The organism is Campylobacter sp. 2014D-0258, assembly GCF_008000495.1.
Taxonomy (GTDB): Bacteria; Campylobacterota; Campylobacteria; order Campylobacterales; family Campylobacteraceae; genus Campylobacter_D; species Campylobacter_D jejuni.
The window spans coordinates 1-12,682 of record NZ_VOAR01000030.1; the positions used below are offsets into that span (position 1 = coordinate 1).

Below are 12,682 nucleotides of genomic sequence, written 5' to 3' on the forward strand. Positions count from 1 at the left end.
TCAATGATAGCGTAGCTCAAATTGATCAAACTACTAAAGATAATGTTGAAATTGCTAATGAATCAGCTATTATTTCTAGTACAGTAAGTGATATAGCTAATAATATCTTAGAAGATGTTAAGAAGAAAAGGTTTTAATTAATCATTTATACCTAGTAAAAAACTAGGTATAAATTTTTCCTTCAATTTAAATTTTTCATCAAAGTTTCTAAAAAGTTTCCAAATATTTTTATACTTCCATTGTTTTAAATTTTAATATGGAGTAAAAACAAATGGAAAGAAGATTGTTTTTAAAAGGTTCAGCTTTAGGTTCTATGGTGGCTTTTTTTGCAAGTTCAAATTTAAGTGCTGTTATGCTTAAGGATAAGAATTTGTTAGGTTTTAAAGCTGTTAGTGCAAGCACACAAGATAAAGTTATAGTACCGCAAGGTTATGAAGCAAAGGTTTTAATTTCTTGGGGTGATCCACTTTTTAGTAAAGCAAAACCTTATGATGAAAATAAAATCATCGATATGAATGCAGTTAAAAATGCTCATTTGGTTTTTGGAGATGACAATGATGGTATGAGTTTTTTTCCACTTTCAAAAAACAGAGGAATTTTAGCCGTTAATAATGAATATATAAATCCTGAAATCATGTTTAATCATCATGGTAAAAATTTAAGCAAAGAAGATGTTTTATATGAGCAAGCCAGCGTGGGTGTGAGTATCTTAGAAATCGAAAAAAAGGGTGATGATTGGACTGTGGTTTTAGACTCTAAGTATAACCGCAGAATCGATGCAAACACTAAAATGCAAGTAAGTGGAGCAGCTAAAAAAGAAGTTTTAAAAAATGAAAAATTTGTTCATGGAACTTTTGCAAATTGTGCAAATGGACAAACACCTTGGGGAACTTATATCACCTGTGAAGAAAATTTTGAAAATTTTTTTGGAAGTTCAGATGAAAATCTAGAATTTAATGACTCTCTTAAACGCTATGGATTTAACAAAACTAGTCTTTATGGATGGGAGAAATTTGATGAAAGATTTGATTTAGCTAAAAATATCGATGAAGCCAATCGTTTTGGTTGGATAGTGGAAATCAATCCTTTTGATGCAAAAAGCACACCTGTTAAAAGAACTTCTTTAGGGCGTTTTAAACATGAAAATGCAGAAATTATCGTAGAAAAAGATGGTTCTGTTATAGTTTATATGGGTGATGATGAGATGAATGAATTTATTTATAAATTTGTTAGCAAACATAAATACAAAAAAGGTGCTGATACAAGTAAAATTTTAGATGAAGGTATTTTGTATGTAGGACAGTTTAATGGCAAGGTGGGAGATTTTAAAGGACAGGGAAAATGGATAGCTTTAGAATATGGCAAAAACAGCTTAGATGAAAAAAATGGTTTTAAGTCTCAAGCTCAAGTACTCATCAATACGCGTCTTGCTGCAAGCATTGTAGGTGCAACTCCTATGGATAGATGTGAATGGATAGCAAGCCATAAACAAAGTGGTTCTAAAGAGGTATTTGCAACACTAACGAACAACAAAAATCGCCAAGAACCTAATGCAGCAAATCCAAGGACTAAAAATGTTTATGGACAAATTTTAAAATGGATGCCAAAAAATTCTCATAAAGACGATGATTTTACTTGGGAAATTTTTGCTCTTGCTGGAAATCCTGATAACCAACAAGGCTTATATAAAGGCTCAAATAATATTACAAGTGAAAATAAATTCAATTCTCCTGATGGACTTAAATTTGATAGAGATGGAAGACTTTGGATACAAACAGATGGATCTTATTCTAATAAAGATGAATACGAAGGTATAGGAAATAACTGCATGCTAGCAGCAAATCCAAAAACAGGGGAAATCAGACGCTTTTTAACAGGGCCTATTGCTTGTGAATTAACAGGGATTGCTTTTAGTGAGGATTATACTACAATGTTTGTAGGCATACAACATCCAGGAGAAGGTTTAAAAGGTAGTACTTTTCCTTATGGAAAAACACCAAGATCGAGTGTAATAATGATAAGAAAACTTGATGGTGGAGTGATAGGAAGCTAAATAAAAATAAAGTTGCTTTTAGCAACTTTATAAAATCTTAATGCAAGCTTTCTATATAAGCCATAGCACTTAATGCAGCTACAGCTCCATCACCTGCAGCACAAATAACTTGCTTAGGCGCATCTTTTCTAAGGTCCCCTGCGGCAAAAAGTCCAGCAACGCTAGTTTGCATTTTAAGATCAACACTTACTTGCCCACCTTCTTCCATATTGCATAAAAACTTACTATCGTCTTGTTTTAAAATTTCATTTCTTACGTTAAGACCAACAAAAGTAAAAATTCCTGGAACATTTAAATCTCTAATACTACCATCTTTTAATTTTACTTTTACTCCAGCAACACCCATTTTATCGCCATATACTTCATCTACACTTGCGCTAGTAATGAGTTCTATTTTTTCGTTTTTCTTAACTTTTTCTACTGTAGATGGAGCTGCTCTAAACTCATCTCTGCGGTGGATAAGATAAATCTTAGAACAAATATTTGCTAGATATAAAGCTTCTTCTAAAGCCGTATCTCCACCACCTAAAACTGCAACTTCTTTATTTTTATAAAAAAATCCATCACAAGTTGCACAAGTGCTTACACCTTTTCCAAAAAATTCATCTTCGCCCTTAAAACCTGCTTTTTTTGGAGCTGAGCCTGTACAAACTATCACAGCTTTAGCAAGTTCTGTTTTACCACCTTCTAATTTGATGGTAAAACTTCCATCACTATTTTTTAAAATTTGTTCTACTCCAACCATTTCATGTTTTAAACCAAAACGCATACATTGTTCACTCCAAGGAGCCATAAAAGAAATTCCATCCATAACTTGGGCTACACCTGGATAATTTTCTATCTCAGAACTTGAGGTAATTTGTCCACCAGGCATACCTTTTTCAAACATTACTACATTTTTAAGTCCACCTCTAGTTGCATAAAGTCCGGCACTAAGTCCAGCAGGACCTCCACCTATGATTGCTACATCTAACATTTATATTTCCTTTATATTGAATTTTATTATTAATAATGATATAAAAATTATTCTTAATAGTAGTTAATAAAAATTATTATTTAGTATAAATTTGAAATTTTTAAGAAGAAGGCTAGTTATACTAGCCTTTAGTTTATAGCAAAGAGTTTAATTTATCGCTAATTGCTTGTTTAGATTGTGCACCAACGAGTTGATCTACAACCTCACCATTTTTAAAGAAAATAAGTGTAGGAATAGAGCGAACACCAAATTCAGCTGCTAAATCACCTTGTTCATCTGTATTTACTTTGCAAATTTTAGCTTTACCATCAAAGTCATTTGCAAGTTCATCAATAACTGGAGCAAGCATTCTACAAGGTCCGCACCATGGAGCCCAAAAATCAACTAAAGCTACACCTTCTTTTGCTTGAGCAAAATTATCACTTGTTAATTCAATATATTTTCCCATAATTTTTCCTTTCTTTAATTTTTGTCTAATTGTATTTTATTTTTTTAAATATCAGCTTAAAAACTTATATTTTCGCAAAATTGTATCACATCATTTTTAATGCAAATCAGATCAATCTGAAAATCCGATGAAATTCCATTTTTAAGATGATAAAATTCTATAGTTTTTAAAATTTTTTCAAGTTTTTTTCTATCCAAACGCTCGGAAACTTCATAATCATTTTGAGTAAATTTAACCTCTATAAAATGTAAAATTTCATCTTTTTTGGCTATTATATCGATTTCTCCAAATTTAGAATGGAAATTTCTTTTTAAAATTTCAAAGCCCTGTTTTTTTAAAAATTTACAAGCCTTATCTTCCCCTAAAATTCCATCTAAATAAGCTTTTACACCCATTATTCTATACGCATCATAAAAGGCTTGGTTTTTATAAAATCTTGTTTGCGTAAAATTTCAAGCAAATTTTGTATGCTTTTTTCATAAGTTAAATGTGTAGTAAAAAACAAAGTACTGTAATTTTCATCATTTTTTTTAGGTTTTTGTAAAAAACTATCGATAGAAATATTATTTTCACTCATCAATTGTGTGATTTTAGATAAAATCCCTATTTTATCTTCAACTTTCACCCTTAAATAATATTTTGTATAAATTTCATCTTTGCTTAAAAGCTCGTATTCTAAAGTATTCACAAAACCAAGCATTGGTGCTTTTACCTGATCTCTTGCTATATCCATAAGATCTGAAATCACAGCACTTGCAGTAGCCTCTCCTCCTGCTCCTGCTCCATAATACAAACTTTCACCCAACAAATCTCCATTAATGCTTATAGCATTCATCACTCCATCAACTTTTGCAAGCATTTTTTCTTTATCTATCATAGTAGGATGCACTCTTAATTCTACTTTATTTTCACGCACCTTAGCTATACCTAAAAGTTTTATGGTAAATTCAAACTCATTAGCAAAATACATATCTTCAGGTGCAATTTCACTAATACCCTCGATCAAAATATCTTCAGGTTTAGCTTTAAGATTATAAGCGATACTTGATAAAACAAGCAGTTTATGTGCTGCATCTTGTCCTTCTATGTCAAAAGTTGGATCAGCCTCTGCATAACCTAAATTTTGAGCTATTTGTAAGGCTTGTTCAAAACTCATATTTTTTTGACTCATAGAACTTAAAATATAATTACTCGTGCCATTTAAAATCCCTTTTATAGCCAAAATATTATTTGCACTTAAACCTTCTTTTAAAACCTTGATAATAGGAATTCCTCCAGCCACACTTGCTTCATAACCAAAAGCTAAATTTTTAGCCAAATTTTCAAGTTCATAACGATGATAAGCAAGCATAGCTTTATTTGCAGTAACAACGGCTTTTTTCTTTTTTAAAATTTCACTCACTATTTTAAAAGCTTCATCCACCCCACCCATTAATTCTACAAAAACATCTACATCAGCATTTAAAATTTCTTCAACACTGTGAGTAATTGGAATTAAAGCATTTTTTTTGGGACTTCTAGCAAGAGCGATCACAGGAGTGATACTTTGTCCACATCTTGCACGAATGAGTTTATCATTTTCTAAAAGAAATTTAACCACTGCACTTCCAACAGTGCCATAACCAAGAATCGCTACTTTCATAACTTATTCTTTTAAATATTTTTTGATATTGCGTGCAGCTTGACGTATGCGATTTTCATTTTCAATTAAAGCAATTCTTACATACTCATCACCTGCTTCGCCAAAACCTACCCCAGGACTTACTGCAACACTAGCGCGTTGTAAAAGTTGCTTTGAAAATTCTAAACTTTTTAAATGCCTTTTGCTTTCAGGGAGTCTTGCCCAAACAAACATACTTGCTCTTGGTTTTTGAAGTTTCCAGCCTGCATTTTCAAAAGCTTCAAGTAAAATGTGCATTCTTTTATCATAAGTTGCACGGATTTCATCCACACAAGTTTGATCTCCATCTAAAGCTATGGTAGCTGCTACTTGAATAGGTGTGTACATACCATAATCAAACCAAGATTTTATTTTTTTAAGCGCACTGACTAAGCGTTTATTTCCTACTACAAAACCTACACGCCAACCTGCCATATTGTAAGATTTTGAAAGAGTGTAAGTTTCTACCACTACATCTTTTGCACCTTCAATTTCCAAAATAGAAGGAGTTTTATAGTCATCATAAGTTAAATCTGCATAAGCAATATCTGAAATAATATAAAATCTTTCTTTTTTTGCCGTTGCTATCAATCTTTCATAAAAACTTTTCTCACAAGTTACTGTTGTTGGATTATGCGGGAAATTAACAACGACATATTTTGGACGCGGGATGCTTTCATTTAAAGTTTTATGCAAATTTTCAAAAAATTGATTTTCATCAAGCTCAAATTTTTCATTATAAGCTAAAGGCATTTTTGCTACATTACCTCCTGCTATAATAAAAGCTTGAGTATGTATAGGATAAGCAGGAGTTGGCACAATAGCAACATCTCCAGGATTTATAATCGCTCTTGCAAGATTTACAAAACCCTCTTTTGAACCCATGGTAGCTACAACTTCATTTTCAGGATCTAAATTGACATTATATTTTCTTTTATACCAATTACAAACTGCTAAGCGAAGTTTATAAATCCCCATGGATGTAGAATATCCCGAGGTTTTATCTTTGTTAGCACTTTCACAAAGTTTATCTATAATGTGTTGTGGAGTTTTACCATCGGGATTTCCCATTGAAAAGTCGATGATATCCTCTCCAGCACGTCTTGCTGCCATTTTTATCGCATTTACTTCTGCGAAAACATAATTTGGAAGTCTTTCTATGGTATTAAAACGGATTTCATCAAACATTTCTTAATCCTTTATTTTTTAAGTGTGATTTTTAAACCCCTGCGTATATTATCTAAACTATACATATCGCTTACAATAGCATATATAGCACCATTTGGAATAAGTTCTGAAAAATGATTATTTTTATTTTCGCTTTTTACTGCTTTAATTAGATTTAGATTTTTATCTAAAAAGAAGATTTTAGGAAACCAATTGTCTAAATCATTTGCATCAATAATCAAATTTGTAGCATTTTTTAAATCAAGCACATAGTCTTTAAGGGGCTTTTCTAATGATTTTGGAGTATTTAAATTAACATTTGTATTGGTTTTTAATACAGCATTGGAAAAATTTAAATCATATTCATAGTCATATGCCCCAATACGCTTAATATTATTTATATAGACAGAATTTTCTTTTAAGAGATTGTAAAGCGTTCCAGGATCTAAAACATATTGAGATTCTACTTGTATGGTATAGTCAATATTTCCTTCTCTTAAAATCAAATCTGTAGGGATAAAATATATATATCCAGCATCTGTTAAAACATCGGATAAAATTTTAAAAAACATAACTTCATCAGCTTTTGCTTTAAAATTTAGTCTTAGACTTTGAGGATTTGATAGTGTTAAGGCAATTAAAGAATTGGTTTTTAATATTTGAGATATTTTTGCAATATCACAATTTCCATTATTATCTATGTAAGAATTATTTGAAAATAATAATTCTAGTTGAGAATTTTTACTAGGATTGTTTACTAAATTTTTTGCTAATTCAAGACTTGAGATTGCAAAAGATATATTAACCCAAAGAGTAAGAATAATAATTTTTTTTACCATTCTTTACCTTTATTTAATTTTACAAATTCAGCAGCTGAAATACTTGTAATTTTTCCATCTTTAATCAAGAAACGTTTTGAAATTCCTGCAGGAAATTTTTGTTCTTTATTTTCTTGATCAAACATTGTTAAAGCTGCAGCCCCTGTTAAAATTAACTGATCTTTATCTAAAGAAATATTAAAATCTTTTTCTTTAACAAAGCTTGTTTTTTTAAGACTTTTTAAATCTATTAAACCTATCCAAATCTTGGTAGAGGTTTTAAAATGTGCTTCTTTTAAAGAATCAGTTTTTGGTGTATTGGTGTCTTCTTGGATTTGGGTATTTTTTTCTTCATCGAGTAGGGTTGTGTTATTTTCACTGATATTATTTTCTATGCTTATGTTTTTATCATTTTCTTGTAATGAGATGTTTTGGCTTGGTAAAACGCTCTCTGTTTGATTTGTTTCTTGTGCTTTATTGTTGTCTATAACAACAACATTGTTTCCACCTAAAGATTTTAAATTTTCTTGTGCTTGTCCTATGATATCTATAACTGTTGCACTAGTATTATTTTGTTCATCTTTGAAAAAAGTTTTAAGTGTATCAAAATAATAAATTCCACTTCCTATAATCACTAAAACAATAAGAACAATCAAAAAAGGCCAAGCGTTAGAGGATTTTTGACTATAAGCATCTAGTTTTGGGGTTATCATTTTTGATTTTGTTTGTGGAGTAGGATTGTTTTCGTTAAGATAAGCTTCATACTCTTCGTTAAAATCACTAAAGTCGAGTTCGTATTCTCTGCTCAAAATTTTAACAAAACCTTTAACATTAAAACGACTTAAAACAGCAAAATTCTTTTCTACTAAAGCTTCAAGAAAATCAAGTTCAATTTGCGTTTTTGCTGCAACTTCTTTTAAATTTAATTCTTGTATTTTTTTCCAATTAAGCATTTAACATCCTATCACAAAGTATTGCAAAGGCAGCGCTGACATTAAGACTATCAAAATTATTTTTCATCGCAATGCCCACACATTCATCGCATTTTTTTACAATTTTAGAGCTTAAACCAAAACCCTCACTACCCAAAACTAAAACTTTTTTACCATTGTTTATTTTTACACTGTGAATTTCTTTTCCCGAGCCATCACTCGCATAAAAATAAAAACCTACTTGTTTTAGTTCATTTATTACACTTAAAGCATCGTTGCTTATCACAATAGGTAAATCAAGAGCCGCTCCGCTGCTTGTGCGAATTATTCCTTCCATGGTTAATTTTTCACCAATAAAAATTAAAGCCCCAACCCCTAAAGCATAAGCTGTACGCGTGATAGCCCCTATATTTCCTACATCGCTAATTCCATAAAGCATAACAATAAAATCATTTTTTTTGATCTCATTTAAATTCGCAAAAGAACTTTCTTTAATATCTAGCAAAAAACCTTGATGATTTCCACCTTTCGCATAAGCTTGAGCAGTTTTAAAATCAAGTTTTTTGATTTTAAAACCTGATTTTGCGATTTTGGAAAAAGTAGTTTTATCACATTCTTTTGCTAAATAAAGCTCATTGATACAGTCTTTATGATATTCTAAAATATAAAAAAATATTTGCTTCCCATAAACTATCATATTAAAATTTTACCTAATCTTGACTTAAAAGCAGTTTTTGATAAATTTCTTTTGCATTTTTTTCATTGATCTTTGATAATAATTTTGCTTTTGCTTTTAAAGGCAGCTCTAAATCCATAATATCTTTTTCACAAAGAGTATTTTGCAAAAAATTTTGCTCTTTTGATTGCAGTACTACAACCCATTCACCGTTTAAATTAGACTTTTTTAAAATTTCAAAAAGCTCTTTAGCATTGCCTTTAAATTTTTTTTCAAATTTTTTACTGATTTCTTTAATCAAAAAAATTTCTCTTTGGCTGTCTAGAATCATAATTTGTTCTACTAAAGATAAAATACGCTTGGGGGATTCGTAAATAATACTTGGATAAGGAAGGTTTAAAATTTTTTCTATGTCTTTTTGTCTTTCTTTGCCTTTATTTGCTAAAAAACCAATAAAGATAAATTCTTTTTGACAAAATGCTGAGCTTACAAGAGCAACTAAGGCTGCATTTGCACCTGGTAAAATTTCATAGGTGATATTATTTTCTTGTGCAAATTCTACCAAAGCCTTGCCAGGATCACTAATCCCTGGCATTCCTGCATCGCTTAAATAAGCTACATTTTTTTCAAATATCTTTAAATCAATACTTGCTAAAACTTCTTTTTCATTATGGGAGTGTAAGGCTATAAATTTAGAAATATGTATATCAGTGTGAAATTTGGTATTTAATAACGAAATCAAAGACTTACTTACTCTTGTATCTTCGCAAAACACAAGATCGCAAGTCTTTAAAAGTTCTAAGGCTCTAAAAGAAATATCGCTTAAATTTCCTATGGGAGTAGGAATAAAATAAAGCATAATTATTGCATTGCGTATTTTTTCTTAAATTTTTCTACACGACCTGCAGCATCTACAATTTTTTCACTGCCTGTAAAAAAAGGATGGCAATTTGAACAAATATCTACTCTTAATTCTGCTTTGTTTGACTTTGTTGTAAAAGTATTTCCACAAGCACAACTTACTTTGCATTCTACATATTCTGGGTGAATTTCTTTTTTCATTAGTTTTCCTTAAAAATTAAAACAATAAGCCGTGATTATAAATTATTTAACATAAAAAAGAGATTAATTTAAGAAAAGTTAAAGCAAAATTTTTGAAGCTATAGCTATAATAGCTGTTTGACTTTTTAGAATATTAGAGCTTTTAAGAGAGATTTTCCGGTTAAACAATAATCTCTCATCATTGTTAAATCCACCTTCAGGACCTATAAAATATAATTCTTTTTCATCGAAATGACTTTGTTGTTCTCCTTGAAAATCAACCATAATTGCATTTGGAAATTTTTGAACAAATTCTTGAGTGCTTTGGTGGATAATTAAATCCATTTTAGTATTTCTACCGCATTGTTCACAAGAAGAAATAATGATTTTTTCAAATCTTTCTAAATCGATTTTAAAATTTCTTTGTGAAAAATTTGTAAAAACCAAATGTAACTTTTTTACTCCAAGTTCATTTAAGAAAGGTAGAGTTTTTTCTAAAATTTTAATATCTATAATGGCTAAGGCTAAGTTTAATTCACTTTGTTTTATATTTTGTGATTTTTTGTTTAAAAATTTTAAAGTGCAAGAATTTCTTGTTAAATTTGTGATTGTATAGTTGTAAAGAAAATTATCTTGTAAATTTCTAAGATTTAGCTCCGAATTTTCCTTTACTCTTCTTACTTTTAAATGGTTAAAGTTTTCACCTTGAAGTTGTATAAACTCTTCTCCAGCTTGCTTGTTATACAAAAATTGCATTTTATAGATATCTTTCTATTAAAAAAGGCAAAAACAATAAAAAAATTTCAAAAGGTAAAATCAAACAACTAATCCATCTAAAAGTGGCATATTTTCTAAATCTTCTTGCTTTTTTAAAACAAACAAAGTGAAAAATTGCTAAGGCAAAAATTAAGATCCAAGAAAAAATCATTACCCAGATATTGACATTCATTTGAAATTGTTTCATTGCTGATAACAAACAACCTGTAAAAATAATCAAAGCTAAAAATAAATAATAAATTGGTAAAAATAATCGTATTCTGCGAATAAAAATGAATTCGGTTTTAAAATTTCCTTGTGTTAGTATAAGATAAAAAAGCATTAAAAAACCGCTCGCATAAAGACTATAAAGATGTAAAGCTAAAAAGAATTCGTAACTTTGATCCATTATTTTCCTTTGTTTATAAAATCAGCTAAATTTTGAATTTGTTCATCACTTAAAAAACTATGGTTTTTATCTTTTATCGTTTTTATTTTTTGTATAAAAATTTTATTGCTCAAGGTTTTAATGGCCGTGCTGTTTTTAGGTTTTAATTCCCCTTTTTCTCCATGACAAGTGGCGCATTTTTGTTTATATAAAGAGTTGATAATACTAGGATTGACTTCATGTTCATCATTTGAACTTTGTGCTTCATCATCTACAGGTAAAGGCAGGTTGGAGTCACTTAATTCTGTTTTTTCATCGTTTTGTTCTATTTGGACTACTTCTTGATCTGTATTTTGAGTCTTGGAAATATTTTTTTCATCATTAGAACAGGCAGATAAAACTAATAAAAAAAAACTTAAGGTAATTAAAATTTTAGCTTTTTGCATTAAATCTCCTTTGGATTTATAAAAATTTCTTCATTTTTTAATTTGTTATAAAAATCTATATCATTCCATTCTGCTTTAATGCCATTGGAAAATTCTATGTCTTGAAGTGAAATTTTTGGCATTAGCTCACTATAGGCATCTTCTCTAAAACCTTGTGCATAGCCTGTTCTTGTTTCATGAACAATGATGCTTTGTAAAGTCACTCCTTGTTCTCCATTTACCATTTTTGTTTGTTTTAATAAAGCATCTATAAGTATGAAAAATACACGACAAAAATTTTCAGCACTTACATTAACAGGCAGGCAAATCCAACGACTTGAATATTTTTTCATTTCTTCTAAATATTTTGCGTCATCATATTTAAAAAGAGTGATAGCATGATCAAAACTATCAATAATTTGGCGTATATAGGTTTTTAAAAGTCCAAAATCATAGACCATTCCAGCATTATCTAAATATTTGCTTTCAAGTAAAACTTCAACTTTGTAAGAATGTCCATGAATGCTACTTTTGCAACGCTTAGAAGAACAAAATCTAACAATGTGTGCGTTTTCAAATTCAAATAATTTTCTTATAATCATACACCCTCTTTATCGTTCCAAAGACGAATATGAATTCTATCAGAATAATTATAACCATTCTTAATACAAAATTCAGCAATTTTTTGAGCATTTTTTTTAAGGTTTTGCTCATTTTCACCCATAGGCATACAAAAAATTTGATTTGGAGCTTCTTTTAGAATTTCATTGATTTCTAAAAATGAATTATCAAGAGTATTGGCATCTAAAACAAATTTATAAAAACTATCTTTTGCGTAATTTTTAAATGCTTTTAAAGCTTTAAAATTTAATCGTTTATCTTTTTTTATCCCACTATTTTGGAGTTTAACGCTTAAAGCAAAAATACATTCTTTGTAAAAAGGATATCTATCAAAATCAATTTCTATGCTTCCATTGCTTTCAAAGTGTATTTCGAATTTATTTTTTAATAACATTTGGATAAATTCTATAAATTCAGGATTTTCATAATGGATTAATGGCTCTCCACCTGTGATAACAACTATAGGATCAAAGTCTTTTTTTAATTTTATCACTCTTTTTAAAAGTTCATTAGCATTTAAAGTTTCATAACTTTCTTTAAAATCTTTTGTGAAAACAGCTCTTATCGTGTCACATCCAATGAGAGTTTTATCGTTTTTTGATATTTTTACATTAAAACCTAAACAGTTGAAATTGCAACCAGCAAAACGCATAAAAATAGCTAATTTTCCATTATATTTGCCTTCTCCTTGAATGCTTAAGAAACTTTCAACAAGTTGCAA

General features: G+C 29.6%; 16 protein-coding genes and 1 pseudogene. 2 read left to right on the forward strand and 15 right to left on the reverse strand.

Features of this window, described 5'->3' with window-relative positions; translation table 11 throughout:
• Positions 1 to 137, forward strand: a pseudogene (locus SR62_RS08575) (methyl-accepting chemotaxis protein); the annotation flags it as partial.
• 134 nt (positions 138 to 271) lie between these two features.
• The gene (locus tag SR62_RS08580) at positions 272 to 2,053 is read left to right on the forward strand and encodes a PhoX family protein (protein WP_100608246.1); all 1,782 of its coding nucleotides are present in this window, start codon (positions 272 to 274) and stop codon (positions 2,051 to 2,053) included.
• Between the two features lie 37 nt (positions 2,054 to 2,090).
• On the opposite strand, the gene trxB is transcribed toward SR62_RS08580, so the two are convergent.
• From trxB to SR62_RS08655, 15 genes are all read right to left on the reverse strand, one after another.
• Positions 2,091 to 3,029, reverse strand: a complete 939-nt coding sequence (gene trxB, locus SR62_RS08585) for a thioredoxin-disulfide reductase (RefSeq protein ID WP_002851648.1) — start codon at positions 3,027 to 3,029, stop codon at positions 2,091 to 2,093.
• Positions 3,030 to 3,162: 133 nt separating this feature from the next.
• The gene (gene trxA / locus SR62_RS08590; protein WP_002778629.1) at positions 3,163 to 3,477 is read right to left on the reverse strand and encodes a thioredoxin; all 315 of its coding nucleotides are present in this window, start codon (positions 3,475 to 3,477) and stop codon (positions 3,163 to 3,165) included.
• Positions 3,478 to 3,533: 56 nt separating this feature from the next.
• Positions 3,534 to 3,872, reverse strand: a complete 339-nt coding sequence (locus SR62_RS08595) for a YraN family protein (protein ID WP_002851874.1) — start codon at positions 3,870 to 3,872, stop codon at positions 3,534 to 3,536.
• On the reverse strand, positions 3,872 to 5,119 hold the full coding sequence (locus tag SR62_RS08600; RefSeq protein ID WP_002880854.1) for a homoserine dehydrogenase: 1,248 nt from the start codon (positions 5,117 to 5,119) through the stop codon (positions 3,872 to 3,874). The genes SR62_RS08595 and SR62_RS08600 overlap by 1 nt, the downstream gene beginning before the upstream one ends.
• A gap of 3 nt (positions 5,120 to 5,122) precedes the next feature.
• The gene (locus tag SR62_RS08605; protein WP_002893100.1) at positions 5,123 to 6,325 is read right to left on the reverse strand and encodes an LL-diaminopimelate aminotransferase; all 1,203 of its coding nucleotides are present in this window, start codon (positions 6,323 to 6,325) and stop codon (positions 5,123 to 5,125) included.
• An 11-nt stretch (positions 6,326 to 6,336) separates the two neighbouring features.
• Positions 6,337 to 7,143 carry a hypothetical protein gene (locus SR62_RS08610; RefSeq protein WP_002857300.1) on the reverse strand — a complete coding sequence of 269 codons (807 nt, stop codon included), beginning with the start codon at positions 7,141 to 7,143 and terminating at the stop codon, positions 6,337 to 6,339.
• The gene (locus tag SR62_RS08615; RefSeq protein WP_002857583.1) at positions 7,137 to 8,075 is read right to left on the reverse strand and encodes a membrane protein; all 939 of its coding nucleotides are present in this window, start codon (positions 8,073 to 8,075) and stop codon (positions 7,137 to 7,139) included. The genes SR62_RS08610 and SR62_RS08615 overlap by 7 nt, the downstream gene beginning before the upstream one ends.
• Complete coding sequence (gene rlmB / locus SR62_RS08620) at positions 8,068 to 8,751, reverse strand: 23S rRNA (guanosine(2251)-2'-O)-methyltransferase RlmB (RefSeq protein ID WP_147502358.1); 684 nt, start codon at positions 8,749 to 8,751, stop codon at positions 8,068 to 8,070. The genes SR62_RS08615 and rlmB overlap by 8 nt, the downstream gene beginning before the upstream one ends.
• A 13-nt stretch (positions 8,752 to 8,764) precedes the next feature.
• The gene (rsmI, locus tag SR62_RS08625; RefSeq protein WP_002880851.1) at positions 8,765 to 9,589 is read right to left on the reverse strand and encodes a 16S rRNA (cytidine(1402)-2'-O)-methyltransferase; all 825 of its coding nucleotides are present in this window, start codon (positions 9,587 to 9,589) and stop codon (positions 8,765 to 8,767) included.
• Between the two features lie 2 nt (positions 9,590 to 9,591).
• On the reverse strand, positions 9,592 to 9,792 hold the full coding sequence (gene rpmE, locus SR62_RS08630; protein WP_002851603.1) for a 50S ribosomal protein L31: 201 nt from the start codon (positions 9,790 to 9,792) through the stop codon (positions 9,592 to 9,594).
• Between the two features lie 78 nt (positions 9,793 to 9,870).
• Complete coding sequence (locus SR62_RS08635) at positions 9,871 to 10,527, reverse strand: 16S rRNA (uracil(1498)-N(3))-methyltransferase (RefSeq protein ID WP_002851903.1); 657 nt, start codon at positions 10,525 to 10,527, stop codon at positions 9,871 to 9,873.
• A gap of 1 nt (position 10,528) precedes the next feature.
• Complete coding sequence (locus SR62_RS08640; protein ID WP_002851635.1) at positions 10,529 to 10,936, reverse strand: membrane protein; 408 nt, start codon at positions 10,934 to 10,936, stop codon at positions 10,529 to 10,531.
• Positions 10,936 to 11,361: a c-type cytochrome gene (locus tag SR62_RS08645; RefSeq protein WP_002893101.1), complete on the reverse strand. Its 426-nt coding sequence runs from the start codon at positions 11,359 to 11,361 to the stop codon at positions 10,936 to 10,938. Before SR62_RS08645 ends, SR62_RS08640 begins: the two co-directional genes overlap by 1 nt.
• Positions 11,361 to 11,942: a 6-pyruvoyl trahydropterin synthase family protein gene (locus SR62_RS08650; RefSeq protein WP_002858675.1), complete on the reverse strand. Its 582-nt coding sequence runs from the start codon at positions 11,940 to 11,942 to the stop codon at positions 11,361 to 11,363. Before SR62_RS08650 ends, SR62_RS08645 begins: the two co-directional genes overlap by 1 nt.
• Complete coding sequence (locus tag SR62_RS08655) at positions 11,939 to 12,682, reverse strand: 7-carboxy-7-deazaguanine synthase QueE (RefSeq protein ID WP_002851883.1); 744 nt, start codon at positions 12,680 to 12,682, stop codon at positions 11,939 to 11,941. Before SR62_RS08655 ends, SR62_RS08650 begins: the two co-directional genes overlap by 4 nt.

Coding starts and splice junctions, on each gene's coding strand:
- rsmI (WP_002880851.1), bottom strand. CDS start 9,589: ATGCTTTATTTTATTCCTACTCCCATAGGAAATTTAAGCGATATTTCT.
- SR62_RS08600 (WP_002880854.1), bottom strand. CDS start 5,119: ATGAAAGTAGCGATTCTTGGTTATGGCACTGTTGGAAGTGCAGTGGTT.
- SR62_RS08650 (WP_002858675.1), bottom strand. CDS start 11,942: ATGATTATAAGAAAATTATTTGAATTTGAAAACGCACACATTGTTAGA.
- rlmB (WP_147502358.1), bottom strand. CDS start 8,751: ATGATAGTTTATGGGAAGCAAATATTTTTTTATATTTTAGAATATCAT.
- SR62_RS08580 (WP_100608246.1), top strand. CDS start 272: ATGGAAAGAAGATTGTTTTTAAAAGGTTCAGCTTTAGGTTCTATGGTG.
- SR62_RS08645 (WP_002893101.1), bottom strand. CDS start 11,361: ATGCAAAAAGCTAAAATTTTAATTACCTTAAGTTTTTTTTTATTAGTT.
- trxB (WP_002851648.1), bottom strand. CDS start 3,029: ATGTTAGATGTAGCAATCATAGGTGGAGGTCCTGCTGGACTTAGTGCC.
- SR62_RS08605 (WP_002893100.1), bottom strand. CDS start 6,325: ATGTTTGATGAAATCCGTTTTAATACCATAGAAAGACTTCCAAATTAT.
- SR62_RS08615 (WP_002857583.1), bottom strand. CDS start 8,075: ATGCTTAATTGGAAAAAAATACAAGAATTAAATTTAAAAGAAGTTGCA.
- SR62_RS08640 (WP_002851635.1), bottom strand. CDS start 10,936: ATGGATCAAAGTTACGAATTCTTTTTAGCTTTACATCTTTATAGTCTT.
- SR62_RS08610 (WP_002857300.1), bottom strand. CDS start 7,143: ATGGTAAAAAAAATTATTATTCTTACTCTTTGGGTTAATATATCTTTT.
- trxA (WP_002778629.1), bottom strand. CDS start 3,477: ATGGGAAAATATATTGAATTAACAAGTGATAATTTTGCTCAAGCAAAA.
- SR62_RS08595 (WP_002851874.1), bottom strand. CDS start 3,872: ATGGGTGTAAAAGCTTATTTAGATGGAATTTTAGGGGAAGATAAGGCT.
- rpmE (WP_002851603.1), bottom strand. CDS start 9,792: ATGAAAAAAGAAATTCACCCAGAATATGTAGAATGCAAAGTAAGTTGT.
- SR62_RS08635 (WP_002851903.1), bottom strand. CDS start 10,527: ATGCAATTTTTGTATAACAAGCAAGCTGGAGAAGAGTTTATACAACTT.